The sequence below is a fragment of the Phenylobacterium ferrooxidans genome (genome assembly GCF_042714595.1).
In the GTDB taxonomy this organism is placed as follows: domain Bacteria; phylum Pseudomonadota; class Alphaproteobacteria; order Caulobacterales; family Caulobacteraceae; genus Phenylobacterium; species Phenylobacterium ferrooxidans.
Genome location: NZ_JAOTJD010000002.1, coordinates 172,693 through 196,530, shown reverse-complemented (window position 1 = coordinate 196,530; position 23,838 = coordinate 172,693). Strand labels below are relative to the sequence as shown.

The window sequence follows — 23,838 nt, the reverse complement described above, 5'->3', positions numbered from 1 at the left end:
CTCGCTACTGACGGAAAAGGAGTAGGTTAAGCCTCAGGCGGCGGCGGCGGAACGTGGCCGCAACGAATCAGGACCGAATCGCTGACTCGGCTCGATTCGGGATTTGTTCCCTACAAGGTATTGTATCCTAAGGGCTTGGGGACACAAGACGGTCGGACCGCGGGTGGTTTGGCGTGGCGACAGGAAAGTGCGATGAAGCGGTCTGAAAGGCGGCTCCGCCTTGACGCCGCCGCTTACCTTCGACTATATCGCCCGCTCTCGCGCGGGTCCGCCCGCCGTCACTCTTTTCTCGCTTAGGTCTTAAGCCATGTCGCGTCGCTGCGAACTCACCGGTATCGGCCCCATGGTCGGCAACAATGTGAGCCACTCGAATATCAAGACCAAGCGCCGCTTCCTGCCGGCGTTGGCCCCCGCCAGCCTGCAGTCCGATGCGCTCGGGCAAACCTTCAAGCTGCGCATCTCCAATGCGGCCCGCCGCACCCTGGACTTCCGCGGCGGCCTGGACATCTTCCTGGTCAAGGCCAAGGACGAGCAGCTCTCGCCCCGCGCCCTGAAGATCAAGCGCCAGCTGAAGGCCAAGCTCGCCGCGCAAGCGCCGGCCGCCGCCGCCTAGGCGCAAGCGACAAGCAGATTTGGAAAAGGCCGGCGGTGACGCCGGCCTTTTTCTTTGCGCGCTATTTCAGGACGCTGTCGAACAGGGCGACCAGTTCGCGCCAGTGGCGCTCGGCGCCGTCGGGATTGTGCACCGGCATGTCGGTGGGCACCCAGCCGTGCTTGCAGCCTTCCCAGATCGACACCTCGGCGTCCACGCCCGCCTCGCTCAGGGACTTCATGAGCCGGGTGTTCTGGGCCTCGTCATAACTGCGGTCCTCTATGGCCCCGGCCACCAGCACCTTGGCCTTGATCGCAGGCGCCAGCAGATGCGGGCTGCGCTCGTCGTCGGTGGCCATGTTGCCGCCGTGGAAGGAGGCCGCCGCCCCGATGCGGTCCGGGTAGGTTCCCGCCGCGCGCAGGGCGATGGAGCCGCCCATGCAATAGCCCGTGATTCCCACCTTGCCCGGCTTGGCGGCCGGATCGGCCTCGATGAAGTCGAGGCAGGCCTTCACGTCGGTCATCTGCCGGCCCGCGCCCGTGCTGGCCCGCAGTTTGGCGAACAGCTCGCCGGCCTCCTTGTCGCCCGCGCGGGCCGCGGCGATATCCAGGGGCGGGTAGGGGCCGGCCCGCCAGAACAGGTCGGGCAGCAGCACGTAGTAGCCGGCGGCGGCCAGGCGCTCGCCCATCTCGAACAGGGCCGGCCGAATGGCCGGAGCGTCCATGGCGATGATCGCGGCGGGCCAGGGGCCAACGCCTGAGTCGGGCTTGAAGATGAAGGCGCGCGCCTCGCCCTCCGGGGTGGGAAGGGCGATCTCGGTCTGGCTCATAATGGCGGCCTCGCTAAGCGGGATGAGGAAAAGTGGGAACCGGTTTTCCGCCCGCATCCCGCGCTCTGAAAATCTACTTCACGGGCTTCCAGTCGAAAGCCAGCAGGATGGTCTTCTGGGAATTGGAGAAATTGTCGTCAGAGAGCAGGTAGAATCGGATCGCGCCGTTCTTGCCGGGTACGGCCGATACGCCTTCGAGATTGTCGACGGTCAGGGGCTTGGCCATGTCCATGCGCGCCACCTCGCCCGCGGGGCCGAGGACCTTCAGGGTGATGCGGCTGCCGCGCACCGGGTCCCAGGCGCGGAACAGCCAGGCGGTCTTCCCGTCGGCCAGCCTGTCGACCGCAACCACCCCGAACTCAGGCGGCTTCTCCAGGGTTGGACCCTTCACGCAGGCCGCGGTGACGCGGCAGGTCCAGGTCTCGCCGGAGTCCTCACCGGCGATGATGTAGCCGTCGGGGCCGACAGCGGGATCGAAGGCCAGGGCCTCCATGCCGCCGTTGGGGGGGAAGCCGGCGTCCACCGGCGAGGGAACAACCCGGGCGGCGCCGCCCTTTGCCGGATAGAGCAGAATGCGGTCGATGGCCTCGAAGCTGACCAGCCGGTCGCCATTGGGCATGAAGGCCAAGCCCTCAGAATCGGCCTCCTTCTTGCCCTGAAGCGGCTTTCCGTCCGGCCCGGTGAGGACCGTCAGCTTGCCGGGACCGACGCCAACCAAGCGGCCGGTCTTGTCCAGCAGGACGCGGCTTTCCAGCAGGTCGCCCTCGTCGCTTATCGAGACCAGCTTGCGATCCTGGGTCACCCGAAGGTCCGACAGTCCATGGAAGCGCGAGGTCTGGTCCGACGAGAGCACCAAGCCGCCCGCATAGACGAAGTCGCCGATGCGATCCTGGGACGGGTCCTGCGGATTGAGCGCGACCGGCGTGGCGGTGATGGTGATCCCGGAGCCTGCGGCCATCGGCCCCTTGGGCAGGCTGGACGGTTGCGCGCAAGCGGTGAGCGCGGCGAGCGCGGCTCCCAGGATCAGTCGTTTCACGCCACGGCTCTCCGGACTTCCTTGAAGGTGGACCGCCGGGTCGCGCCGCCCTGGGGGCCTTGCGTATTGGGCGGTGGGGCCAGCAGGCCCGCGGTCTTGCGGTTGGCCTTGCGCGGCTCCTCCTGGAAGAGCTCGGCCAACTGGTCGACGATGGCGCCAGCAAGCTGTTCTACATCGACGATGGTGACAGCCCGACGATAGTAGCGCGTCACGTCGTGGCCGATGCCGATGGCGATCAGCTGCACCGGGCTCTTGTCCTGGATCTCGGCGATCACCTCGCGCAGGTGGCGCTCGAGGTAGTGGCCGGAGTTCACCGACAGGGTCGAGTCGTCCACCGGCGCGCCGTCGGAGATCACCATCAGGATGCGGCGCGCCTCGGTGCGGCCGATCAGCCGCTGGTGCGCCCACATCAGGGCCTCGCCGTCGATGTTCTCCTTCAACAGGCCTTCGCGCATCATCAGGCCAAGGTTGCGCTTGGCGCGGCGCCACGGGGCGTCGGCCGCCTTGTAGATGATGTGGCGCAGGTCGTTCAGGCGGCCCGGCTGGGCGGGCTTCCCGGCCTTCAACCAGTCCTCGCGGCTCGTGCCGCCCTTCCAGGCCCGAGTGGTGAAGCCGAGGATCTCGGTCTTAACGCCGCAGCGTTCCAGGGTGCGGGCCAGGATGTCGGCGCAGACGGCGGCCACCATGATCGGGCGGCCGCGCATGGAGCCGGAATTGTCGATCAGGATGGTGACCACCGTGTCGCGGAACTCGGTGTCTTCCTCTTCCTTGAAGGCCAGGGAGGCGGTGGGATCGGTGATCACACGCGTGAGGCGCGCAACGTCAAGGATCCCTTCCTCCAGGTCGAAGGTCCAGGAGCGGTTCTGCTGGGCCATCAGCTTGCGCTGCAGCTTGTTGGCCAGGCGCGAGACCACGCTGGAGAGGCTGGCGAGCTGCTGGTCGAGATAGGCGCGCAGCCGGGTCAGTTCCTCGAGATCGCAAAGCTCCTCGGCCGCCACGATCTCGTCGTTGGCGGTGGTGAAGACCTTGTAGGTGGGGGTCTTGGCGTCGCCCTTGGGGTCCGGCCGCGCGGGCTGCTCGCCCTCGCCCAGCTCCGGCGGCTCGTCAGAATCCTCGGCGTTGGGATCATCCTCGGCCTGCATCATCTGGCTGTCGGCGTCCTCGCTTTCGCTGTGGGTCGCCTCGCTGTCGTCCATGGAGGCCTGCTGCGGGGACTGGCCCTCGCCATCGCCCTCATCGCCGTCCTCGGCGGCTTCAGCCTCGCCCTCGTCGCCATCCTCCTCGTCCTGGTCGGCCTGGTCGGGGGCGTCCGAGAGGTCGTCGCCCATCGACAGGTCGCGCAGGATGGTGCGCGCCATCTTGGCGTAGGCCTTCTGGTCGTCGATCTTGTCGATCAGCTTGTCGAGATCCTCGCCCGCGCGGGCCTCGATCTCGTCGCGGAACATGTCCACCAGCAGCTTGGCGTTCGGCGGCGGCTCCACCCCGGTCAGCCGTTCGCGGGCCATCAGGGCGACGATCTCGGCCATCGGAGGATTGGCCTGGGCGTCGACGGGATTGAAGGGGCGCTTGAGCCAGGCCTGCTCGTGAACGACCTTCAGGTTCTCCCGCACGCCGCCGAGCGCATTGGAGCCGATGGCTTCGATTCGAACCTGTTCCAGGGCGTCATAGGCCGGCGCGCCCAGGGCCGAGCCGGGGCGGGTACGGGCATGGACCTGGGCGTCGTGGTGCGAGATGCGCAGGGCCATCTGGTCGGCCAGGCCGCGGATGCGCGCGGCGTCTGTCGGCGTGAGGTCGCGGGGCGGGTGCGGCAAGACCGCGCGATTGCCCGACAGCACGGGGCCTTCGCCCGAATAGACGATCTCCAGGTCGGGCGACTCGGCCAGCGAGCGCGCAGCGTTCGCAAGGGCGCGTTTAAAGGGCTCGAGAGGGCTTTCCGGGTTCTTGGCCATGGCCAACTTCCATAGCGCGTCGGAGCGAACCGAGGAAAGTCCTGTTGATGGTGCGGCTGAGTCCCGCAGGCTGATCGTAGGATGTGTTCACACTTTCACGCGCCACGATGATCCGGAGAACAGTTGGAGTGAGTACGGCGGTGACGGCGGTTGCGTGTTTGAGGGTGGCGGTCGATGCGGAGAAGACAGGACTGAAGCCAGCCGTCCTCGGGCCATTTGTCGCGAAGTTTTCGGGGATCTATCTTGAGGGCAAATGGCAATGGCCGCGCCAGTTTGCGCCCCTGACCTACTACTCCTTCCTGCTGACCGATCCGCGGTCCGATGAGCTGGATGTCCAGGAACTGGCGCGGCTGGGCGACGACCTGCAGATCAAGCTGTTCGGCGAGGGCGACGACGAGGCCGGCAAGGTCGGCCTGCTGCTGTTCGAGGGCCCCGCTGAAGCGGTCCAGGCCTTCGCGGCTCTCGACGACGCGGCTGTCAGCGCGGCCCTGCTGGATCCGTCCCTGCTACCGCCCGGCGGCCGGCTGAGCCGCGTCGAAGCGGCCCCCACCCAAACCGGCGACGAACCTACCCTGTCGCCCGGAGCTCCCGTCGGACCGATCTGGGTGACGCAGCAGGCGGCCCTGGAGGATATCGCCGAGACCGCCACCAAGCACCCCATGCCGTCCCTGGACGGAGTCCAGGGGATCTACTTCACCCTGCGCAGCGTCTTTGTCGGCGACGTGGTCAGCTCAACCCCAGGATCCCAGAGGACCCACCTCAGCCTGGTGGAGGGCGACGAGCACATGCCCGCCGATCCCCAGGCTTTCGACGCCGATTGCCTGGCCGCGGCGGCACAGATGCTGGCGGGTCCTGGGCCACATTCGATGCTCTACCTGCCCATCTGCTACTCCAATATCGTCCGCGCCTCCCAGCGCGCGGCCTATGAGGAGATGCTAGCCACCCTGCCTCCAGCGGCGAAGGGCCAGTTGGCGGCGGCGGTCTATGATGTACCCCGCGACCCGGCGTTCACGGCCCTGGCCACCATCCGGGCCTCGCTGTTGAAGTACGTGACCAATATCGACCTGCGCACGCAAGATCCCGGCTTCGAGGTGGAGAAGCTGGCGCCCAACGCCGTCACGAGCGTGACCCTTGTCCTGCCCAGCGGCGACCAGCGGGCTCGGCTCGCGGTGTTGCGCCGGTTCGCCGAACGGCTGGGGCTCTATCGCAAGAAGCAGATCTGGGCGGCGGTCACCAACGTCCGAAACCGCGTGGAGCTGGAAGCCTGCATCGCCGCTCACGTGCCGTTCGTGACGGGCCCGGGCGTCTGTCGCCTGCAGACGGCGCCGGTCGGCGGCCGCATGCAGCCGCCGGAGGCCCTGCCTCTGCTGGCGGCCTGATCGCCACAGGAACGCGATGGCCTGCTCCGCGTTTAGCCAGCAAGACCCCTGATGTCTTTGGCTGGAGTTCAACATGTTGAAATGGGCCCTGATTTTCGCCGTGGTCGCGCTGATCGCGGGCGCGCTCGGCTTCACCGGCATGGCCGGCGCGGCAGCGGGTATCGCCAAGGTGCTGTTCTTTGTGGCCGTGATCGGCTTCGTGCTGTTCCTGGCGCTAGGCGCCTTCGTCGGCAAGAAGATCAGCGGCGGCTGAGCCGCCTCTGAAATCTGATACGGACAAGGGCGCGGAGTCACCTCCGCGCCCATTCTGTTTCGAGCCTGTCGCGTGCGCCAGTCGGCGTCGTCGGCTGCGGGGTTGGCTCTAGGCCACCCGCACCCGCGCCGTGGATTCCGGCAGGTCCTGACCGAAGGCGCGCTGGAAGAACTCGGCGACGGTGCCGCGCTCCAGCTCATCGCACTTGTTCAGGAAGGTCATCCGGAAGCCGAGCGCAATGTCGCCGCCGAAGATCTCGGTGTTCTGCGCCCAGGTGATGACGGTCCGCGGGCTCATGACCGTGGAGATGTCGCCGTTCATGAAGGCGTTCCGGGTCATGTCGGCGACCCGGACCATGGCGCTGATCGTGCGCTTGCCCTCGGTGTTGTTGTAGTGCGGCGCCTTTGACAGCACGATCTCGGCTTCCACGTCGTGGGCCAGGTAGTTCAGCGTGGTGACGATCGACCAGCGGTCCATCTGGCCTTGGTTGATCTGCTGGGTGCCGTGATAGAGCCCCGTCGTGTCGCCCAGGCCGATGGTGTTGGTCGTGGAGAACAGGCGGAAGAACGGGTTGGGCCGGATCACGCGGTTCTGGTCCAGCAGGGTCAGCTTGCCCTGGGCTTCCAGAATGCGCTGGATCACGAACATCACGTCCGGGCGGCCGGCGTCGTATTCGTCGAACACCAGGGCCACGGGCCGCTGGATCGCCCAGGGCAGGATGCCCTCGCGGAATTCGGTGATCTGCTTGCCGTCCTTCAGGACGATAGCGTCCTTGCCCACCAGGTCGATGCGGCTGACGTGGCTGTCCAGGTTCACCCGGATCAGCGGCCAGTTGAGGCGCGCGGCCACCTGCTCGATGTGGGTCGACTTGCCCGTGCCGTGGTAGCCCTGGACCATCACCCGGCGGTCGAAGGCGAAGCCGGCGCAGATCGCCCGGGTGGTCTCCGGATCGAACTTGTAGGACGGATCGAGGTCCGGCACGTGACTGTCGCGCTCGCTGAACGCGGGCACGGTCATGTCGATATCCACCCCGAAGGCTTCGCGGACCGAGACCTTCTTGTCCGGGACCAGGGTGAGGAGCTTGTCGTCTTGATTTTCAGCGAACGAGGTCATGGTCCGGTTCGATTACAGGCTTACGCATGCGAAGCAAACGTGTGTTTGATGGGAGCAGTCCCCGCGACCCATACCGGAATGACGAAGGGAGCGTCCACCCATGTTGAAGCAAGCCACGCGGTCCTATCGCGCAATCCAGGTCTTCGCATCCGAAGAAGGCTTCGGCGCCGAGATCGTCGGCGTCGACCTGTCGCGCCCGCTTTCCCCAGAGGCCCGCGAGGAAATCCGCGCCGCCTGGGCCCGCCATTCGGTGGTGAGCTTCCCCGACCAGCCGCTCAGCCTGCATGAGCTGGAAGCCTTCACCCTGCAGATGGGAAAGTTCGGGATCGACCCGTTCATCGCCCCCATGCCCGGCCACCCCAACGTCCTGGAGCTGCGCCGCGAGCCCGACGAGAAGGCGACAAACTTCGGCGCCGGCTGGCATTCCGACTGGAGCTTCCAGGAGAAGCCGCCCGCCGCCACCCTGCTGCATTCCAAGGTGACGCCGCCCGTGGGGGGCGACACCCTCTTCGCCGACTGCGCCAGCGCCTATGACGCCCTGTCACCGGCCATGAAGGCGATGCTGGCTCCGATGAAGGCGGTCCACTCCGCCGGCCGCGCCTACGGGACCAAGGGCGTCTTCGCCCGCGAGACCGAGAAGCGGACCATGGCGATCATCGTCTCCGAGGAGGCCGACCAGAGCCTGACCCATCCCCTGGTCCGCACGCACCCGGTCACCGGCCGCAAGGCGCTGTTCGTCAGCCCGGTCTACACCGTCGGCATCGAGGGCTTCGAGGCCAAGGAGGCCCAGGCCATCCTGGCTTTCCTGTTCGGGCACATCACCCAGGACCGGTTCATCTATCGCCACAAGTGGCGGCCCAACATGCTGCTGATGTGGGACAACCGCTGCACGGTCCATCTGGCCGAGGGCGGCTACGACGGCCACCTGCGCCTGATGCACCGCACGACGGTGGCGGGCGACAAGCCGGTCTGACGCGAACGTCTTCCGGCGGCTACGCCATCTTCGCCTTGCGCAGCTGCTGGTAGGCCTTGATGACCCGCTGCAGCTTGTGCTCGGCCGAGCGGTCCCCGCCGTTGCTGTCTGGGTGAGTGCGCTTCACCAGCTCGATATAGCGGGCGCGGATGGTCGGGCCGTCGGCGTTCTCGTCCAGGTCGAGGTCGGCTAGGGCGTTGCGTTCCAGCTTGCCGAGGCGTCGAGTCTCCGGCGCATTCGCCGGCCGAGCCCCGCCATTGCCGCTGCCAAACAGGTTGAACGGATCGCGGTAGCCCTTGCCCTGGCCAAAGCCCTGGGCGGCCGCGGCGGCTTCGCGGGAGAAGCGGCCGGCCTTGAAGTCCCAGGTTGGACGGTCGCCCTGGGCGCTCTGGGCCTGGCGCTGCTTGATCTCGCCCTCGCTCATGCCGGCGAAGAAGTTCCAGTTGCGATTATATTCCGCGGCGTGCGGCTGGCAGAACCAGTAGTGCTCGTTGAGCATGTCTCGGGATTTCGGCGCGCGCGCCGTCGCCGCCACCCGGCACCCCGGATGGTCGCAAGCCCGTTCCCCGGGCTTGAGCGCATAGACGTCGTCGGTCTGCGCGGCCTCCCCGGGGGTCGGCGGGCGCACCCGGATATCGACGAACTTAGGCTTGTATTGAAACGCGCCGGCCATGACCCAAGTATGAAGCGGTCTGAGACCCTTTCAAGAATTGAAGATTATCCAAATGGGCGCCATATTTGAGGCCATCCAACACAAGCTCACCGAAGCGTTCTCGCCAACCCGCCTGGAAATCGAAGACGATTCCGCCCGCCACGCGGGACATGCGAGCGCCAGCGCCTCCGGAGAGAGCCATTTTAACGTTATTATTCAAGCCCAGGCCTTCGCGGGCGCCCCAAAGGTGGCGCGGCAACGGATGGTCTACCGGACATTGGCCGAAGAGCTGGCGGGTCCCCTGCATGCGCTTTCGGTGAAAGCCCTCGCTCCCGGCGAGGACTAACCTGACTTTCGAATAGGCGCCGCTGACCAAGGCGGCCCGCGCTGGGGAGGCGTGCTTGAAGACGACCATCACCGTAAATGGGCAAGCCCGTTCGCTTGACCTCGACACCCGCACCAGCCTGCTCGACGCCCTGCGTGAGCATCTGAACCTCAAGGGCTCCAAGAAGGGCTGTGACCACGGGCAGTGCGGCGCCTGCACCGTCCTGGTGAACGGGGTGCGGATCAATTCCTGCCTCAGCCTGGCCGTCATGCACGACGGCGACGAGGTCACCACCATCGAGGGCATCGGCGGGGAGGAAAACCTCCACCCGATGCAGCAGGCCTTCCTGGAGCAGGACGCCTTCCAGTGCGGCTACTGCACGCCCGGCCAGATCTGCTCGGCGGTGGGGATGCTGAAGGAGGCCGCCGAGAACTGGCCCAGCCAGGCCAGCGAGGACCTGACTGGCGCGATCGCGCTGACCGACGCCGAGATTCGCGAGCGGATGAGCGGGAACATCTGCCGCTGCTCGGCCTATCCCCAGATCATCGCGGCGATCCGCGACGTCGCGGGAGAGGTCGCATGAGGCCCTTCACCTACGAGCGTCCCACCGATGTCGCCGCCGCCGTGAAGGCCGTCGCAGCGACGCCGGGGGCCAAGTTTCTGGCCGGCGGCACCAACCTGCTGGACCTGATGAAGCTCGACATCGAGCAGCCGACCCACCTTGTGGACGTCAACCGGCTGCCGCTGGCCGGTATGGAGGACACCTCGGACGGCGGCCTGCGCATCGGCTCAATGGTGACCAACAGCCACCTGGCCGCCGACGCGCGCGTCCGGAGCCGCTACTCGGTCCTGACCCAGGCCATCGTCTCGGGGGGTTCGGGCCAACTTCGCAACAAGGCGACCGCGGGCGGCAACCTGCTGCAACGGACCCGCTGCGCCTATTTCTATGACCCCTCCAAGCCCTGCAACAAGCGGCTGCCCGGGTCGGGCTGCAGCGCCCTGGACGGGCTGAACCGCAACAGCGCCATCTTCGGCGCCAGCGAAGCCTGCATCGCCACCCATCCTTCCGACATGGCCGTGGCCCTGACGGCCCTGGGCGCGAGCCTCGAGACCATGACGGCCGACGGCGCCACCCGCACCCTGGCTGTGGCCGACCTGCACCGCCTGCCCGGCGACACCCCGCATATCGAGACCACCCTGGCGGCGGGCGAACTCATCACCGCCGTTGTCCTTCCCCCGGCTCCGGCCGGCGGGCAGGTCTATCGCAAGGCCCGCGACCGGGCCTCCTACGCCGGTGGCCTGGCCAGTGTCGCGGTGGTGGGGAGCCAGGTCGCCTTCGGCGCCGTCGCCCACAAGCCCTGGCGCGCGGAGAAGACCGAGGCGGCGCTCGCATCCGGCGCCGGCGCGGTGGAGGCCGCCCACGCCGAATTGGCGGGCGCGCAGGACAACGGCAAGAACGGCTTCAAGATCGCCCTGGTGGCCCGCATGACCGCGGACGCCCTGGCGCAGGCACGTGAAGGGAGAGGCGCATGAGCTCGGTCAAGGATTGGGCGGCCCCGAATCCCGTCACGGAGAACCGTAGCGGGATCATCGGCAAGGGCGTCGAACGCTACGAAGGCAAACTGAAGGTCACCGGCACGGCGGCCTACGCCTATGAGGTCGAGCCGCCCTCGGCTCCGGCCTACGGCTACCTCCTGGCCGCCACCATCGCCAAGGGCCGGATCACCGCCATCGACATCAGCGCCGCCGAGGCCTCGCCGGGCGTGAAGCTGGTCTGGACCCACCTCAACGTGCCCAAGCAGGCGCGGCGAGGCGAGCGGATCAACCCCCGCAGCCAGCGGGCGGCCAACCCGGCGCTGGCGGGGGATCGCGTGGAGTTCTTCGGCCAGCCGGTGGCCTTTGTCGCCGCCGACACCTGGGAAAATGCGCGGGCGGCCGCAAACCTCATCCAGGTGAGCTATGCCGCCGAGCCTGCTGTTCTGGACTTCCGGGCCAGCCTCGACCTGGCGGAGATGCCGGACGGTGAGGAAGACGTCCTGATCGGCGACTTCGAGGGCGCCTACGCCAGGGCCCCGGCCCAGATCGACGAGACCTATTTCAGCCCCCTGCAGAACCACGTGCAGATGGAGCCCTGCGCCACCACCGCCTGGTGGGAGGGCGACAAGGTCACCGTCCACACCTCGATCCAGATGGTGAAGGGCGGCCAGCACGCCCTGGCCGAGACCCTGGCCATCCCCTCGGAGAAGGTCCACCTGCTCACTCGCTACATCGGCGGTGGTTTCGGCGGGAAGGGCCAGGCCTATGACGATCTGACCCTGGCGGCGCTCGGCGCCCGCGCCCTGGGACAGCCGGTGAAGCTGGCCTACACCCGCCAGCAGATGTTCCAGGCCACCATCCACCGGCCAGCCGTCAGCATGCGCGTGCGGCTGGGGGCGGAGCCGGACGGGCGGTTGAACGCCTTCGCCGTGGAGGCCGTCACCCACTGCGCCCGCAGCGCCTCCTTCGTCGAGCACGCCGCCAACTTCTCCCGCAACCTCTACGCCGCGCCCAACCGGCTCACCGGCCACCGGCTGGTGAAGATGGACATTCCCCACGCCGGACCCATGCGGGCGCCGGGCGAGGCCTCCGGCATGCTCAGCCTGGAATGCGCCATGGACGAGCTGGCGGAGAAGCTGGGGATCGACCCCATCGAGCTGCGCCTGCGCAACGAGCCCGATGTCGATCCGGAGACCGGCAAGCCGTTCTCGATCCGCCAACTGACGGAATGCCTGAACACAGGCGCCCAGCGCTTCGGCTGGAGCCGGCGCAATCCCAAGCCCGGCCAGGTCCGCGATGGCCGCTGGCTGGTGGGCATGGGCATGGCCGCCGCCATCCGCGGCAACTTCCTGCTGCCGGCCAAGGCAGGCGTCCGCATTGATGGGACCGGTGTCATCACCCTGCGCCAGGGCATGACCGACATCGGCACCGGCACCTATACGATCCTGGCCCAGATCACCGCCGAGACCATGGGCGTGACCATGGACGAGGTGAAGGTCGAGCTAGGCGATTCTGAGTTCCCTCCGGCGCCCGGCTCCGGCGGCCAGTTCGGCGCGGCCACCGCCGGTTCAGCGGCCTTCGAGGCCAATATGAACCTGCGCAAGGCCCTGGCCGAACTCGCGATCGGGGATCCCAACTCGCCGCTCTACCGCGGTGATCCCACCTACGTCACCTTCGGCAACGGCAACATCGCCATCGAGAACCGCTCGGAAAGCCTGGCCACCCTGGTGAGCCGCGCCGCGCCCGACGGGGTCTATGTGGAGGGCGCCATCAGTCCGGCCGCCGACGCCCGCGATTACTCCCAGCACACCTATGGCGGCCACTTCGCCGAGGTGGGCGTGGACACCGTCACCGGCGAGGTGCGGATGCGCAGGATGTTCGGAGCGTTCGCCGCCGGCCGTATCCTCAACGCCAAGACCGCCAAGAGCCAGGTGACGGGCGGCATGATCTGGGGCGTGGGCACGGCCCTGACCGAGGGCAATGTCGTGGATAATCGCTACGGATCCTTCATCAACCAGGACATGGCCGGCTACCTGGTGCCCAGCCACGCCGACATTGTCGACCTGGACGCCATCTTCCTGGACGAGGCCGACGACAAGGCCAACCCGATGGGGATCAAGGGCGTGGGTGAACTGGGGATCTGCGGGGCCGGCGCGGCGGTAGCCAACGCCATCTACAACGCCTGCGGCGTGCGCCTGCGCGACTTCCCCATGACGCCCGACAAGGTGCTGGAAGGCCTGATGGCCAAGGGGCTCTAAGCCCTCAGGCGGTCACTTGTTTCGCTTGAGATAGGTGACCGCCAGGGCCGCGGCGCAGCCCAGGAACAGGATGCCGGCGATCACCCGTACGGCGTCGATCAGGAAACCCGCGACCGCCGCGGCCACCATGACGGCCAGGAAGATGCCGGCCCAACGCGCCATGGGCTAGCCGACCTTGGCGCGCAGTTCGCCCAGGATGCGGGCGAGGTCGGTTTCCCGGAACGGCTTCTGCAGGACCAGCGATCCCTTGTCGACGTCACGCAGGCCAGCGTCGCCATAACCGGTGGCGAAGGCGAAGGGCGCGCCCTTCGCCCGCAGGATGTCGGCGAGCGGAAAGATCGGCTGGCCGCCGAGGTTCACGTCCAGCACGGCGCAGTCGATCTGCTCGCCCTCGGCCAGGGCGATGGCCTCGTCCAGTCGCGCGGCGGGGCCGACGACGATGCAGCCGAGATCGGTGAGCATGTCCTCGATCAGCATCGAGACCATCATCTCGTCTTCGACAACGAGGACACGCAGGCCGGCGAGATCGGGGGCGCTCATTGCCAAGGCTCCAGCAGGTTCATGAGCCTATCCATAGGCCACCACGGACTCGGCTGACTATAGCCAAGTCGCCCGCGACCCGCCGCGTCCATACTGCTCATCACTGCGCCCGGTCCCCTCGCTCCGCGACTCGCTAAAACCGCTGACTGATCGTTCGGTTCCATTGTCGGAATCTAAGCTTCAGAAGCCGACGTGTTGGCGTCGAGGGGAGCCGACACCCGCAGGGTGGTGATCTGGTTGCGGACCCGCTTGACCACCTGGAACCGGTGACGATGGAAGATGAAGGTCTGGCCGATCTTCGGGATGGTCTGGGCCTCGTGGATCACCAGGCCGGCCACGGTGACGGCGTCGTCGTCTGGCATGTCCCAGTCCATGGCGCGGTTCAGGTCGCGGATGGTCACCGAGCCGTCCACCACCACCGAGCCGTCGGCCTGCTTGCGCACACCCTGGATGGCGCTGTCGTGCTCGTCGTCGATCTCGCCGACGATCTCCTCGAGGATGTCCTCCAGGGTCACCAGGCCCTGCAGGGCCCCATATTCGTCCACCACCAGGGCGAAGTGGCTCTGGCGCTTCAGGAAGGCGTTGAGCTGGTCCTTGAGGTTGGTGGTGTCGGGGATGAACCACGGCTCGCGCAGGATGTCGTCGATGGCCAGCTTGTCGATCTTGCCGCCGGAATTGGCCAGGGCCTGCAACAGGTCCTTGGCGTGCAGCACGCCGACGATGTTCTCGGCGTCGCCGCGATAGAGCGGCACGCGCGTGTGGGCGCTCTCCAGCATGGCGGTCACCACCTCGGCCGGCGACAGATCGGCGTCGATCATGGAGATCGACATGCGGTGTACCATCACCTCGCTCACGTCCATGTCCGAGAGGTCGAGCACGCCGCCCAGCATCCGGCGGTCGCGTTCCTCCACCAGCCCTTCGGAGTGGTGGTACTCCACCGCCCCGCGGATCTCCTCGTGGGCCGCCAGGACGTCGGTCTCCATGGAGAGCTTGATACCGAAGGGCCGCAAGGTCTGGCGCACCACCCACTGGGCCCCGTTGGCGAGGGGGCCGAAGATGCGCACCACCCAGTAGGTGGGGATCGACAGCGCGCGCGCCACGTCGTCGGCGCGGGCGATGGCCAGGGACTTGGGCAGGATCTCGCTGAAGATGACGATCAGCACCGTCATGATTCCGGTGGCGATCAGGGCCCCCAGCGCGCCCGGGAAGGCCGCCGACAGGGCGAGCGTCGTCAGGGCCGAGGCGCCGATATTGATGACGTTGTTGGAGAGCAGGATGGCCCCGATCATCTTCTCCTGATCGGCCATCATGATGTTGATGCGCCGAGCCGCGCGGTCGCCTTCGCGCTCAAGCTGGTGCATCCGGCCGCGGCTGGCCGCCGTCATCGAGGTCTCCGCCGCCGAGATCAGCCCTGAGAGGCTCAGCAGGGCGACGAGGATGGGGGCGAGACCCGCGAGGATCGCGATGACGCTCACGGTCGAGCTCCTTCAGACACCAGGAAATCGCGCACGGCCTGGGCGCTCACGTCCTTGGCGACGAAGGTGACACCGAGCGCGCGGGCCAGGATGAAGGTCAGCTTGCCGCCCTGGGCCTTCTTGTCCTGGCCCATGTGGCGGACCAGGGCTTCGGCTGCGAAGGGGGTCTTCGCCACGGCGTCCATTCGGGTGGGCAGGCCGGCGGCGGCGATGGCGGCCTCGGCGCGCACCGCGTCCTGAGCCGAGCAAAGGCCCTGTGAGGCGGAGAAGCGGAAGGCTATGGCCGAGCCGGCGGCCACCGCCTCGCCGTGCAGCAGAGCCTCGCCGTAGCCGGTCTCGGCCTCCAGGGCGTGGCCGAAGGTGTGGCCGAGATTGAGCAGGGCGCGTCGACCCGCCTCCTTCTCGTCCTCGATCACGATCTCCGCCTTCATCTCCACCGAGCGCGCGACGGCATGGGAAAGGGCGGCGGGTTCGCGGGCGAGGACGGCGGCGGCGTTGGCCTCCAGCCACTCGAAGAAGGTGAAGTCGCCGAGCAGGCCGTACTTGATCACCTCGGCATAGCCCGCGCGCATGTCGCGGTCGGTGAGGGTGCCGAGTACGTCAAGGTCGGCCAGCACCAGACGCGGCTGATGGAAGGCGCCCACCAGGTTCTTTCCACGGGGTGTGTCGATGGCGGTCTTGCCGCCGACCGATGAGTCCACCTGGGCCAGCAGGGTGGTGGGGATCTGCACGAAGTCGATGCCGCGCTTGTAGATGGCGGCGGCGAAGCCGGCGAGGTCGCCCACCACGCCGCCGCCGAAGGCCACGATCAGGTCGCCACGGTCGAGCTCCAGGGCCAGCAGGCGGTCCGAAAGGTCGGCCAGGCCGTCGAAGCTCTTGGTCTGTTCGCCTGGCGGCACGACGATCGCCGGGCAGGTGATGCCAGCCCCCGTGAGCGACGCCGTCAGCCGCGCCCCGTGCAGGGCCCAGACGGTCTCGTCGCTGACGATGGCGACGCGCCTATTTTTCAGGAAGGGCGCGATCCGGGTTCCCGCCTCGTCCAGCAGCCCCCGCCCGATCACCACCTCGTAGGAACGGTCGCCCAGGCCGACAGGGACGATGCGCGGGCTCACTGGGGAGGTTCCTCGGTCTTGGCGAGATGGGCCAGAAGGGCCTGGATCACCTGGTCGACGGTGACGTGGTGGGCGGCGTCGCCGGTCTCCACCATGACGTCGGCCAGCTCATAGATGGGATAGCGCAGGGCCGCCTGCTCCTTCAGCACGTCCATCGGATCGCGGCCGGTGATGAGCGGGCGGTTGTCCTTGCGCGACACCCGCCGGGCCAGGACTTCAAGGTCGGCCTTCAGCCAGACCGAGAGCGAGCGCGCCTTGATCAGGGCGCGGGTCTCGTCGTTCATGAAGGCCCCGCCGCCGGTGGCCAGCACGTGGGGCGGCTCGTCCAGCAGGCGGGCGATCACCCGACGCTCGCCCTCGCGGAAGGCGGGCTCCCCCAGATCGGCGAAGATGTCAGGGATTGAGCGGCCTGCGGCGGCCTCCACCTCGGAGTCGGCGTCGCGGAACGGCAGTTCCAGAGCGTTGGCCAGACGGCGGCCCACGCTGGATTTGCCGACCCCCATCAGGCCGACGAGGGTGATGGTGCGGGCGCGTAGCGGTTTGTAACGGTCCATGAACGGCGCAGGTCTACATCAGGGCGACCCCCCGCGCCAATGCCCGCGCTGTGAGTTAGGATAAGGCCATGTCCGGTCGAAGCACTTCCCTGGCGGTCCTGACCGCCCTCGCCCTCTCCACACCAGCCCTCGCGCAGGAGGTCCAGGTCGCGCCCCTGGCGGCGCCCGACTTTTTCTCGACGGGGGCGCGGGAGACCGGCCTGACCGCGGAACTCTGGCGCGGCGCCTCGGGGCAGACGGCCCGCACGGTGCTGCCGCTGCTGGCCGCCAAGCCGCTTTCCCCAGCGGCTCAGGCCCTGACGCGCCGCGTCCTGGCCACGGGCGGCTCGGGCCCGGAAGGCGCGGGGCAGGACGCCGGCGTGGCGGGGGCTCGCATCAGCGCCCTGATCGCCCAGGGGGGCGTGAAGGACGCCGCCGCAATCCTTTCGCGCACCGCGGGTCTGGAACAGAACCCGGTCCTGGCCCAGGCCGGCGCCGAAGCGGCCCTGCTGTCTGGCGACGCCGAGGGCGCCTGCGCGATCTCCGACCGCCTCGTGGCGGGGCGCGAAGAGATCTACTGGCTCCGCCTTCGCGCCTATTGCCAGCTCAAGTCCGGGAACTCCGGCGCCGCCCAGCTCACCTTCGACCTGGCCCAGGCCCAGAGCCGCGACCCGGTCTATGGCCGGCTGATGGGCTCCAAGCTGGCCGGCGCTGGCGATCCAGGCGAACCCTCCCTGCGCAACGGCCTCGACTACGCCCTGACCCGGGACCTGGGTCTTGCGGTGACCGGACCCTCCGCGCCCGCCGTCGCCGCGGCCCTGGCCGCCAGTCCCTCGGGCTCGGCGACCTGGACCATCGAGGGCGGCCCCGGGCCGGTAAAGGCCGCCATGGCGGCGCTGGCCGGCGGCGACCTCCGAACAGCCCAGACCCTGCGCGCCAGCCTCACCTCCGACACCATTCCCGGCGCCACCATCACAGATCTCGCCCTGCTGGACGCCATGCTGGCCGCCGCCTCGGGCAGGGCCGATCCCCAGACCCTGGACCGCCTGATCGAGCGCGGCGCGACCGGCGACGCCAAGACCCGGATCCGCGCGCAGCAGGGGGCGCTGATCCTGGCGGCGCTTGGCGGTTCGATGAGCCCCCAGGCCCGCGGCCAGTTCGCGGGCTTCACGGCGGGCGAGACCAAGGCGCCCGCCGCTCGCGCCTTCGCCCTCGACGCCGCCGGGCTGGAAAAGCTCCAGGGGGAGACCGCCTTGCTGGCCCTATGGATTTCCGCCGACGCGGGAGCCGCCGGGCCCGCCGCCGGAGACAGGGCGAGGATCATTCGGGCGCTCAGGACCGCCGGTCTTGAGGACGACGCCCGCGCCTTCGCTGTCGAAGGCCTGCTGGGGCTCCGATGAGCGCCTCGTCGGGTTGGGCCGAGGCCTTCCTGGAGATGATGGCTGTCGAGCGAGCGGCGGCCAAGAACACCATCACCGCCTATGGCAAGGACCTGGCCGACGCTTCCGGCTATCTGGCCGGCCGGGGCCGGGACCTGGGCGACGCCAGCGCCGAGGATATCGAGGCCTATTTCGCGGCCCTGGGCGCGCGCGGCCTGTCGCCCGCCACCGCCTCGCGCCGCCGCGCCGCGGTTCGCCAGTTCTACCGGTTCGTGCTGGGCGAGGGCTGGCGCGCGGATGACCCTTCCCGCCGGGTGGACGCCCCCAAGCGCGGCCGGCCCTTGCCCAAGGTGCTGAGCCGCGACGAGGTGGACGCCATCATCGCTGCGGCCTCGGCCAAGGACGGGGCCCAGGGATTGCGGATCGGCTGCGTGGTGGAGCTGATCTACGCCTCGGGCCTGCGGATCTCTGAGCTGACGGCCCTGCCGCTGGCGGCGCTGGCCCGCGACCCGGCCTATCTGATGGTCACCGGCAAGGGTGGCAAGGATCGCCTCGCGCCGCTGAACAACGCCGCGCGGACAGCGGTGAAGGCCTATCTGGAGGTCCGAAAAACCTTCCTGCCCAAGGGAGACCTCGCCAATCCCTGGCTGTTCCCGTCCCGCGGCAAGGCCGGCCGCATGACCCCGCGACGGTTCGCCCAGCTGCTGGACGAGGCCGCCGCTGACGCCGGGATCGATCCCGCGCGCGTCAGCCCCCACGTGCTGCGCCACGCCTTCGCCACCCACCTGCTGGAGGGCGGCGCTGATCTGCGGGTGGTGCAGAAACTGCTGGGCCACGCCGACATCGCCACCACCCAGATCTACACCCACGTGGCCGGAGATCGCCTGGCCCAGGTGGTCGCCAGCAAGCACCCGCTGTCCCGCAAGAGCTGAGCCTGGAACGAGAAAAGCCGCCCGCGTGAGCGGACGGCTTCCTCAGGACCTCAGATCAGGCTGGGGGTCAGCCGGTGATCCGATAGCGGCCCTGGCGGTCGGGGCAGACGCGGACGTAGCGCACTTCATTCCCGTAATCGTCCGTCGGCGCCAGGGCCAGGCGGCAGCGCTGACGGTTGTAGTAGTTGTAGTCGTACTGGCCGGTGCGCTGACCGCGGTCATAGCGGCTCTCGCGATAGGGCTTGGTCTCGGCGTAGTTGTAATAGTAGCCGGCCTGATCGCACTTGGCCTTGCCGGCCTGCTTGCCGATGCTGGCGCCCAGGGCGCCGCCGACGACGGCGCCGAGCACCGCGCCCTCGGTCCGGGCATTGCGCGCGGCGATGTTGGAGCCCAGGGCCGCGCCGGCAAGGGCGCCGATCAGGCCGCCGGCCACCTGGTTGTTGTTGTTGTTCTTATAGGGCCCGCAGGGGTCGGCATAGCCAGAGCCGGCATAGGTGGTGTCGCGGCCATAGCGGTCAGCGTCGGTCGAACCCCAGGCCGGGGCCGGGCCGTAGCTGCGGGCGTAGGCGCCGTAGCCGTAGCGCGCATCATAGCGGGCGCGGTCGCGCTCGTAGCGGTCGCGTCGGGCGTCATAGTCGGCGCGGGCGCGTTCGTAGTCGGCCAGCTTCGCCTGATAGTCGGCCTGCTCCTGCTCGTAGCTGCGCATGTCGCGCTGGTATTGCTGAGTCGGTTGATACTGGGCGAAGGCGGGGGCGGCCGTGGCCAGCATCGCCGTCGCCACCAAGGCGGTCTTAAGCGTCTTCATGGTGAGTTCTCCTGGAACTAACGACGGACCGATCCCGTCCGGGCGGTCTCGTGAACAATGGGGTCCTTGCGACCTCGGAGAACCAAACGTGGAGCTTGGACGGGGGTTGCACGAACATTGTTCGATTGCGCTCAGCCCTTGCGCGGATCGGCTTTCAGCAACGCGATCAGCGCCTTGGCCAGGGCGTCGGTGGACTTCAGCTTGTCTCTCAAGCTCAAGGCGATCACCGGCCCCACATCGGTCTTGTTGACGTCGACGATGTAGATGCGGCCGCTGGGCTGGTCGCGCAGGATGTCCAGTCCGCCCCAGTCAAGGCCCATGCGCGCAGCGAAGGCCGCGATCAAGGCCAGCTCCTCGGCGCTGTATATCTCGGCGGGATCGGCGCGGGTGACCGCGAGATTGTGGATGGAAAAACGATTGTCCGCCGGCTTGCGCTTGATCCAGACGACGACGGGCTTGCCGCCGACGCAGGGGGTTCGCAGGTCGTGGATGAAGGGCCCCACGGCGGTGTCCACCAGGCGTTGGTAGGTCTTGCCGGGCAGGCGGGGATGCGGGCAGGCGATGATGCGTCCGTCATGCACGCCGTTCAGCTCGCCCTTCTCGACCGCGTCCCCGACGTAGCTTTCGGGGTCGATGGCCAGGGGATAGCCGAACACCTCCTCGAACACGGCGGCGACGTGGCTCTTGGAGACGTCCAGACAGGTGAAGTTGAAGGCCCGCTCGTGGGTCGGCAGGGCGCGCTGGCCCCAGGTGGCGTCCTCGAAGCAGAAACTGGCGTCGGCTTCGTCGGGCGTCTTGGCCATGCGGCAACCGCTCCAGGCCATGGCCGCCCAGATCAGATACCACGGCCGCGGCCGGTCCGGCGTGAACCAGATGGCCGGGCCCGGCGCCCGCGTGGCCGCCAGGGCCCAGGATCTGGCCCGCACAAGGATGTGATAGCCGAACCAGACGAGGCATTCGCCGATCAGGGTGGCGTCGAGGCGGATCTGCGTTCCGGTCTTGTGGACGGTGAGGCCGCCGTCATGGAACTCGAAATCTTTGAACCAGCCGCCCCGGGGGGGAAGGCCGGGCAGGAAACCGTCCGGCGCTGGGGTTTGTAGTTCAATCATTTGAAGCCTCAGGGCCTGAAGGAAACTGGGCGATCGCAGAGTGAGCCTGCCTGTCGCCATGCTCAAGCTGGTAGAGCGCTTCCAGGCTTCTCCAGCACGGCGCCGACGGCCGCGATGCGGTCGACGCGCCGGTAGGCCGGGTGCATCAGCGTGGACCCGAAGACGTCGGGGTCGATCTCGCGGTAGCGCAGCTGGGCGCCTATTCCGGAGACGATGGCTTCCAGCTCCGCCTTCAGCCGGTCGCGCCCATCGACGATGGCGCTGCCGGTGTAGAGCAGCAGCCGCCCTCCCGCCGGCAGCCGGTCCATGGCGGCCTTGGCCCAGTCCAGCGACAGGCGCGCGCCAAGCAGATCGCCGCCGTCGCGATAGGTGCGGCCGCCCGAGCCCAGGATGTAGGGCGGATTGGCGATGGCGACGTCCATGGCTCCGGTGACCTTGGAAAGCCCGTTGCTCTCGATGACCTCCACGCTGACCACGGCGGCGGCGGCGTTGATTCGCGCCAGACGAAGGGCCGCAGGATTGATGTCGGCCAGCACGATGGCGGCCTGGGGACAGACCCGCGCCGCCACGATCCCGCCGACCCCGGAGCCCGCGCCAATATCGACGATCCGGTTGGCGTGTCCCAATTCCTGACGGACGAAGTCGGCGTAGCGGTAGCTGTCGGGCCCGAAGAACACCGCGTCCCTCGCCCTGGGCGGATAGGCCGAGTGGAGGAAGAGGTCTTCACCGAGGCTGGAGACCCGCAGGGCGCTGGAGAGGCGCCGGCCGCGCTCGACTAGGATTCCGGCCTCGCGCATCAAGGCGAGGATTTCCACCTCCAGGTCGCCGTCGCGGAATGGCCGGCTCCAGCCGAAGATGTCCCGCAGGGTGTGGCGCGTTCCCTGGAACAGCCGCCAGGACACCAGTCGGTGGGTGTCGTTGGTGGGGGTGACGAACTGGTAGTCCCGGGCCTTCAGCGCCGCCAACAGGGCGACCAGGGCTTCGTCTTCACCGGTCATGAGCGTTGCGCCTGGGCGAGCGCTTCCTTGCGCAGAGCGCGCATGGAGGCGGGCATGCCTTTGGCCACCGCTCCGCGCACCAGGCTCGCGGGAACGGGCGCATCGACAGCCACGTGCAGTTCATAGGTCACGTGGGTCCCCCCGGGTATTGCGGTGAGCCGCCATTCGCCGTCGGAGCGCTTCCAGTCGCCGCCGGTGCGGCGAAACGCCAGGCGGCGCGGCGGCTCCAGGGTGGTGCGGAACACGTTTCGCATCACCGGCTTGAACGCGTTGCCCTCCAGCCGGTGCTCGCGGACGTCCCACTTGCCGGCGGGGTCGCGTTCCAGGGTCTTGCAACTGAGTAGCTTGGGCATGTAGCGCGCGGCGTTGGCGCAGTCGCTCAACACCTTCCAGACCACGGCGGGCGGGGCGGCGACGTCCATGGCCGCGCGTATCACGCCCGCCGATCCGCCCTCCGCCTGGGCCGAAACGGTGGGGGCGGCTTCGAAACCCCCGGCGGCGAAGGAAGGGCCCGCGACGGCGGCAAGTGCGAGGACGAGGACTGGCTTCATGCTCGGTGAGGTCCCGACGGACGATTTCGTTCCCGACAGATAGCTAAGCCAGAGAGCTGGCGCGACGCCACGTACTTGTTAGGCTGCGGGTTCCCGCCTAGTTTCCGGCGCTTCCGCCAACGGAAGGAAGAGTCCCCGCATGGTCGCGCACTATCTTGAGTTCGAGCGTCCCATCGCCGACCTCGAAGCCAAGATCGAGGAGCTCTCCAAGCTGTCGGAGACCACCGGGTCCGGGGCGATGGACGGCGAGATCGAGGCGCTGCGGACCCGCGCCCAGACCCTGCGTCGCGAGGCCTATTCCAAGCTCGACGCCTGGCAGAAAACCCTGGTGGCCCGCCATCCGGAGCGGCCCCACTTTGTCGACTACGCCGCCGGGCTGATCGATGAGTTCGTGGAGCTGCGCGGCGACCGCAAGTTCGCCGACGACCAGGCGATCATGGGCGGCCTGGGCCGCTTCCGCGGGCGGCCGGTGGTGGTCATGGGCCATGAGAAGGGCCGCGACACCGTCACCCGGGTGAAGCACAATTTCGGCTATGGCCGTCCGGAGGGCTACCGCAAGGCCGTCCGCCTCATGGAGCTGGCCGAGCGTTTCCACCTGCCGGTGATCAGCTTCGTGGACACGCCCGCGGCCTATCCCGGGGTCGGTTCGGAAGAGCGCGGCGTCGCCGAGGCCATCGCCCGTGGCACCGAGAAATCCCTGATGCTCAGCGTCCCCATGGTGGCGGTCATCACCGGAGAGGGCGGCTCGGGCGGGGCGCTTGCCATCGCCTGCGGCAACCGGGTGCTGATCCTGGAGCACGCCCTCTATTCGGTGATCCCGCCCGAGGGCGCCAACTCGATCCTGTGGCGCGGCGCGCGCACGGCCGAGGAGGCCGCCAAGGCGCTGAAGATCACCGCCCAGGACCTGATCGGCATGAAGATCGTCGACCGGATCATCGCCGAGCCCGCGGGCGGCGCGCACTCCGATCCCGAAGCCACCATCGCCTCGGTGGGCGACGCGGTGGAGGAGGAACTGGCGATCCTGACCAAGATGACCGCCCCGGAACTCAAGAAGCAGCGGGCCGAGCGCTTCTACGCCATCGGCCGGAGCGGCCTGCAATGAGGGCCGGCCTGCTGATCGCCGCGGTGCTGCTGGCCCCGGCGGTCGCGCAGGCCGCGCCGAAGTCGGCCCTGGACCGCTGCCTGGCCTCGGAGGCCGCCGAGACCACCATCGGCCAGATCCAGTGCATCGGCGACGAGCTCAAGGCGCAGGATGTGCGCCTGAACCGGAACTACGCCAAGGCCATGAAGGACCTCACCCCGGAGCAGAAGGACAAGCTGCGCGCCGCCCAGCGCGCCTGGCTGGCCTTCCAGGACGCCGACTGCCGATCCCTCTGGGATGACGCCTGGGGCACGATGTCCCGGGTGACCGCCAATATGTGCGCGCTGGACCGCACCACCGAGCGCGCTGACGAACTGGCCAGCTACCCGGACCGCTAGACATCAACAGACGGCTTGCTTGACCCTGCG

26 protein-coding genes are annotated in these 23,838 nt (G+C 68.3%); 12 read left to right on the top strand and 14 right to left on the bottom strand.

Annotated elements, in window-relative coordinates:
- The first annotated feature begins 307 nt into the window (after window positions 1-307).
- A complete protein-coding gene (gene rpmB, locus OCL97_RS02390; RefSeq protein ID WP_304774464.1) occupies window positions 308-613 on the top strand; it encodes a 50S ribosomal protein L28 in 306 nt (101 codons plus the stop codon).
- A 61-nt stretch (window positions 614-674) separates the two neighbouring features.
- Here the strand turns inward: rpmB and OCL97_RS02385 are convergent, their stop codons facing one another.
- The 3 genes from OCL97_RS02385 to cobT form a co-directional block, all read right to left on the bottom strand.
- On the bottom strand, window positions 675-1,421 hold the full coding sequence (locus OCL97_RS02385) for a dienelactone hydrolase family protein (RefSeq protein ID WP_377367246.1): 747 nt from the start codon (window positions 1,419-1,421) through the stop codon (window positions 675-677).
- Between the two features lie 73 nt (window positions 1,422-1,494).
- Window positions 1,495-2,457 (bottom strand): esterase-like activity of phytase family protein, encoded by a 963-nt coding sequence (locus OCL97_RS02380; RefSeq protein ID WP_377367244.1) that lies wholly within the window; start codon window positions 2,455-2,457, stop codon window positions 1,495-1,497.
- Entirely contained in the window at window positions 2,454-4,406 is a 1,953-nt protein-coding gene (gene cobT, locus OCL97_RS02375; protein WP_377367242.1) for a cobaltochelatase subunit CobT, read from the bottom strand. The genes OCL97_RS02380 and cobT overlap by 4 nt, the downstream gene beginning before the upstream one ends.
- A gap of 128 nt (window positions 4,407-4,534) precedes the next feature.
- Here cobT and OCL97_RS02370 point away from each other — a divergent pair, with 128 nt between their 5' ends.
- Together OCL97_RS02370 and OCL97_RS02365 are read left to right on the top strand one after the other, a co-directional pair.
- Window positions 4,535-5,785, top strand: a complete 1,251-nt coding sequence (locus OCL97_RS02370) for a hypothetical protein (protein WP_377367240.1) — start codon at window positions 4,535-4,537, stop codon at window positions 5,783-5,785.
- A gap of 73 nt (window positions 5,786-5,858) precedes the next feature.
- Window positions 5,859-6,038 carry a DUF1328 domain-containing protein gene (locus OCL97_RS02365; protein WP_377367238.1) on the top strand — a complete coding sequence of 60 codons (180 nt, stop codon included), beginning with the start codon at window positions 5,859-5,861 and terminating at the stop codon, window positions 6,036-6,038.
- Between the two features lie 108 nt (window positions 6,039-6,146).
- On the opposite strand, the gene cobS is transcribed toward OCL97_RS02365, so the two are convergent.
- Window positions 6,147-7,151, bottom strand: coding sequence for a cobaltochelatase subunit CobS (gene cobS, locus OCL97_RS02360; protein ID WP_304774475.1), 1,005 nt, complete (start codon window positions 7,149-7,151; stop codon window positions 6,147-6,149).
- 100 nt (window positions 7,152-7,251) lie between these two features.
- Between cobS and OCL97_RS02355 the strand changes: the two genes are divergently transcribed.
- Window positions 7,252-8,124 carry a TauD/TfdA dioxygenase family protein gene (locus OCL97_RS02355; RefSeq protein WP_377367236.1) on the top strand — a complete coding sequence of 291 codons (873 nt, stop codon included), beginning with the start codon at window positions 7,252-7,254 and terminating at the stop codon, window positions 8,122-8,124.
- 19 nt (window positions 8,125-8,143) lie between these two features.
- On the opposite strand, the gene OCL97_RS02350 is transcribed toward OCL97_RS02355, so the two are convergent.
- Window positions 8,144-8,797: a J domain-containing protein gene (locus tag OCL97_RS02350; protein ID WP_304774479.1), complete on the bottom strand. Its 654-nt coding sequence runs from the start codon at window positions 8,795-8,797 to the stop codon at window positions 8,144-8,146.
- 52 nt (window positions 8,798-8,849) lie between these two features.
- Here OCL97_RS02350 and OCL97_RS02345 point away from each other — a divergent pair, with 52 nt between their 5' ends.
- From OCL97_RS02345 to OCL97_RS02330, 4 genes are read left to right on the top strand one after another with little or no spacing between them, the layout of a single operon-like run.
- Window positions 8,850-9,122, top strand: a complete 273-nt coding sequence (locus tag OCL97_RS02345) for a BolA family protein (RefSeq protein WP_377367260.1) — start codon at window positions 8,850-8,852, stop codon at window positions 9,120-9,122.
- A 55-nt stretch (window positions 9,123-9,177) separates the two neighbouring features.
- Window positions 9,178-9,684 carry a 2Fe-2S iron-sulfur cluster-binding protein gene (locus OCL97_RS02340; RefSeq protein ID WP_304774480.1) on the top strand — a complete coding sequence of 169 codons (507 nt, stop codon included), beginning with the start codon at window positions 9,178-9,180 and terminating at the stop codon, window positions 9,682-9,684.
- Window positions 9,681-10,634, top strand: a complete 954-nt coding sequence (locus OCL97_RS02335; protein WP_304774482.1) for an FAD binding domain-containing protein — start codon at window positions 9,681-9,683, stop codon at window positions 10,632-10,634. The genes OCL97_RS02340 and OCL97_RS02335 overlap by 4 nt, the downstream gene beginning before the upstream one ends.
- A complete protein-coding gene (locus OCL97_RS02330; RefSeq protein ID WP_377367233.1) occupies window positions 10,631-12,895 on the top strand; it encodes a molybdopterin cofactor-binding domain-containing protein in 2,265 nt (754 codons plus the stop codon). Before OCL97_RS02335 ends, OCL97_RS02330 begins: the two co-directional genes overlap by 4 nt.
- A 12-nt stretch (window positions 12,896-12,907) precedes the next feature.
- On the opposite strand, the gene OCL97_RS02325 is transcribed toward OCL97_RS02330, so the two are convergent.
- The 5 genes from OCL97_RS02325 to OCL97_RS02305 form a co-directional block, all read right to left on the bottom strand.
- On the bottom strand, window positions 12,908-13,057 hold the full coding sequence (locus OCL97_RS02325) for a hypothetical protein (protein ID WP_304774486.1): 150 nt from the start codon (window positions 13,055-13,057) through the stop codon (window positions 12,908-12,910).
- A gap of 3 nt (window positions 13,058-13,060) precedes the next feature.
- Entirely contained in the window at window positions 13,061-13,435 is a 375-nt protein-coding gene (locus tag OCL97_RS02320; RefSeq protein WP_310542171.1) for a response regulator, read from the bottom strand.
- A 173-nt stretch (window positions 13,436-13,608) separates the two neighbouring features.
- Entirely contained in the window at window positions 13,609-14,910 is a 1,302-nt protein-coding gene (locus tag OCL97_RS02315) for an HlyC/CorC family transporter (protein ID WP_304774490.1), read from the bottom strand.
- Window positions 14,907-16,022 carry a 3-dehydroquinate synthase gene (gene aroB / locus OCL97_RS02310; RefSeq protein ID WP_377367230.1) on the bottom strand — a complete coding sequence of 372 codons (1,116 nt, stop codon included), beginning with the start codon at window positions 16,020-16,022 and terminating at the stop codon, window positions 14,907-14,909. The genes OCL97_RS02315 and aroB overlap by 4 nt, the downstream gene beginning before the upstream one ends.
- Window positions 16,019-16,576, bottom strand: a complete 558-nt coding sequence (locus tag OCL97_RS02305; RefSeq protein ID WP_377367228.1) for a shikimate kinase — start codon at window positions 16,574-16,576, stop codon at window positions 16,019-16,021. Before OCL97_RS02305 ends, aroB begins: the two co-directional genes overlap by 4 nt.
- A 68-nt stretch (window positions 16,577-16,644) precedes the next feature.
- Between OCL97_RS02305 and OCL97_RS02300 the strand changes: the two genes are divergently transcribed.
- Window positions 16,645-17,955, top strand: a complete 1,311-nt coding sequence (locus tag OCL97_RS02300) for a hypothetical protein (protein WP_377367226.1) — start codon at window positions 16,645-16,647, stop codon at window positions 17,953-17,955.
- Window positions 17,952-18,866: a site-specific tyrosine recombinase XerD gene (locus OCL97_RS02295; RefSeq protein WP_304774496.1), complete on the top strand. Its 915-nt coding sequence runs from the start codon at window positions 17,952-17,954 to the stop codon at window positions 18,864-18,866. The genes OCL97_RS02300 and OCL97_RS02295 overlap by 4 nt, the downstream gene beginning before the upstream one ends.
- Before the next feature lie 67 nt (window positions 18,867-18,933).
- Here the strand turns inward: OCL97_RS02295 and OCL97_RS02290 are convergent, their stop codons facing one another.
- The 4 genes from OCL97_RS02290 to OCL97_RS02275 all read right to left on the bottom strand — a co-directional run bounded on the left by OCL97_RS02290 (window position 18,934) and on the right by OCL97_RS02275 (window position 22,329).
- Window positions 18,934-19,671 carry a glycine zipper 2TM domain-containing protein gene (locus OCL97_RS02290; RefSeq protein WP_377367224.1) on the bottom strand — a complete coding sequence of 246 codons (738 nt, stop codon included), beginning with the start codon at window positions 19,669-19,671 and terminating at the stop codon, window positions 18,934-18,936.
- A 131-nt stretch (window positions 19,672-19,802) separates the two neighbouring features.
- A complete protein-coding gene (locus OCL97_RS02285) occupies window positions 19,803-20,780 on the bottom strand; it encodes an ATP-grasp domain-containing protein (RefSeq protein ID WP_377367222.1) in 978 nt (325 codons plus the stop codon).
- 62 nt (window positions 20,781-20,842) lie between these two features.
- Window positions 20,843-21,778, bottom strand: coding sequence for a methyltransferase (locus tag OCL97_RS02280; RefSeq protein ID WP_377367220.1), 936 nt, complete (start codon window positions 21,776-21,778; stop codon window positions 20,843-20,845).
- Window positions 21,775-22,329 carry an SRPBCC family protein gene (locus OCL97_RS02275; protein ID WP_377367218.1) on the bottom strand — a complete coding sequence of 185 codons (555 nt, stop codon included), beginning with the start codon at window positions 22,327-22,329 and terminating at the stop codon, window positions 21,775-21,777. The genes OCL97_RS02280 and OCL97_RS02275 overlap by 4 nt, the downstream gene beginning before the upstream one ends.
- 139 nt (window positions 22,330-22,468) lie before the next feature.
- On the opposite strand from OCL97_RS02275, the gene OCL97_RS02270 reads away from it, so the two are divergent.
- Together OCL97_RS02270 and OCL97_RS02265 are read left to right on the top strand one after the other, a co-directional pair.
- The gene (locus OCL97_RS02270) at window positions 22,469-23,431 is read left to right on the top strand and encodes an acetyl-CoA carboxylase carboxyltransferase subunit alpha (RefSeq protein WP_377367216.1); all 963 of its coding nucleotides are present in this window, start codon (window positions 22,469-22,471) and stop codon (window positions 23,429-23,431) included.
- The gene (locus OCL97_RS02265; protein ID WP_377367214.1) at window positions 23,428-23,808 is read left to right on the top strand and encodes a lysozyme inhibitor LprI family protein; all 381 of its coding nucleotides are present in this window, start codon (window positions 23,428-23,430) and stop codon (window positions 23,806-23,808) included. Before OCL97_RS02270 ends, OCL97_RS02265 begins: the two co-directional genes overlap by 4 nt.
- Window positions 23,809-23,838 lie beyond the last annotated feature (30 nt).

Excerpts from the sequence above, each read along its gene's own strand:
- rpmB (WP_304774464.1), top strand. The coding sequence starts at position 308 with ATGTCGCGTCGCTGCGAACTCACCGGTATCGGCCCCATGGTCGGCAAC.
- OCL97_RS02385 (WP_377367246.1), bottom strand. The coding sequence starts at position 1,421 with ATGAGCCAGACCGAGATCGCCCTTCCCACCCCGGAGGGCGAGGCGCGC.
- cobT (WP_377367242.1), bottom strand. The coding sequence starts at position 4,406 with ATGGCCAAGAACCCGGAAAGCCCTCTCGAGCCCTTTAAACGCGCCCTT.
- OCL97_RS02365 (WP_377367238.1), top strand. The coding sequence starts at position 5,859 with ATGTTGAAATGGGCCCTGATTTTCGCCGTGGTCGCGCTGATCGCGGGC.
- cobS (WP_304774475.1), bottom strand. The coding sequence starts at position 7,151 with ATGACCTCGTTCGCTGAAAATCAAGACGACAAGCTCCTCACCCTGGTC.
- OCL97_RS02355 (WP_377367236.1), top strand. The coding sequence starts at position 7,252 with ATGTTGAAGCAAGCCACGCGGTCCTATCGCGCAATCCAGGTCTTCGCA.
- OCL97_RS02350 (WP_304774479.1), bottom strand. The coding sequence starts at position 8,797 with ATGGCCGGCGCGTTTCAATACAAGCCTAAGTTCGTCGATATCCGGGTG.
- OCL97_RS02345 (WP_377367260.1), top strand. The coding sequence starts at position 8,850 with ATGGGCGCCATATTTGAGGCCATCCAACACAAGCTCACCGAAGCGTTC.
- OCL97_RS02335 (WP_304774482.1), top strand. The coding sequence starts at position 9,681 with ATGAGGCCCTTCACCTACGAGCGTCCCACCGATGTCGCCGCCGCCGTG.
- OCL97_RS02330 (WP_377367233.1), top strand. The coding sequence starts at position 10,631 with ATGAGCTCGGTCAAGGATTGGGCGGCCCCGAATCCCGTCACGGAGAAC.
- OCL97_RS02325 (WP_304774486.1), bottom strand. The coding sequence starts at position 13,057 with ATGGCGCGTTGGGCCGGCATCTTCCTGGCCGTCATGGTGGCCGCGGCG.
- OCL97_RS02320 (WP_310542171.1), bottom strand. The coding sequence starts at position 13,435 with ATGAGCGCCCCCGATCTCGCCGGCCTGCGTGTCCTCGTTGTCGAAGAC.
- OCL97_RS02305 (WP_377367228.1), bottom strand. The coding sequence starts at position 16,576 with ATGGACCGTTACAAACCGCTACGCGCCCGCACCATCACCCTCGTCGGC.
- OCL97_RS02300 (WP_377367226.1), top strand. The coding sequence starts at position 16,645 with ATGTCCGGTCGAAGCACTTCCCTGGCGGTCCTGACCGCCCTCGCCCTC.
- OCL97_RS02295 (WP_304774496.1), top strand. The coding sequence starts at position 17,952 with ATGAGCGCCTCGTCGGGTTGGGCCGAGGCCTTCCTGGAGATGATGGCT.
- OCL97_RS02290 (WP_377367224.1), bottom strand. The coding sequence starts at position 19,671 with ATGAAGACGCTTAAGACCGCCTTGGTGGCGACGGCGATGCTGGCCACG.
- OCL97_RS02285 (WP_377367222.1), bottom strand. The coding sequence starts at position 20,780 with ATGATTGAACTACAAACCCCAGCGCCGGACGGTTTCCTGCCCGGCCTT.
- OCL97_RS02280 (WP_377367220.1), bottom strand. The coding sequence starts at position 21,778 with ATGACCGGTGAAGACGAAGCCCTGGTCGCCCTGTTGGCGGCGCTGAAG.
- OCL97_RS02275 (WP_377367218.1), bottom strand. The coding sequence starts at position 22,329 with ATGAAGCCAGTCCTCGTCCTCGCACTTGCCGCCGTCGCGGGCCCTTCC.
- OCL97_RS02270 (WP_377367216.1), top strand. The coding sequence starts at position 22,469 with ATGGTCGCGCACTATCTTGAGTTCGAGCGTCCCATCGCCGACCTCGAA.
- OCL97_RS02265 (WP_377367214.1), top strand. The coding sequence starts at position 23,428 with ATGAGGGCCGGCCTGCTGATCGCCGCGGTGCTGCTGGCCCCGGCGGTC.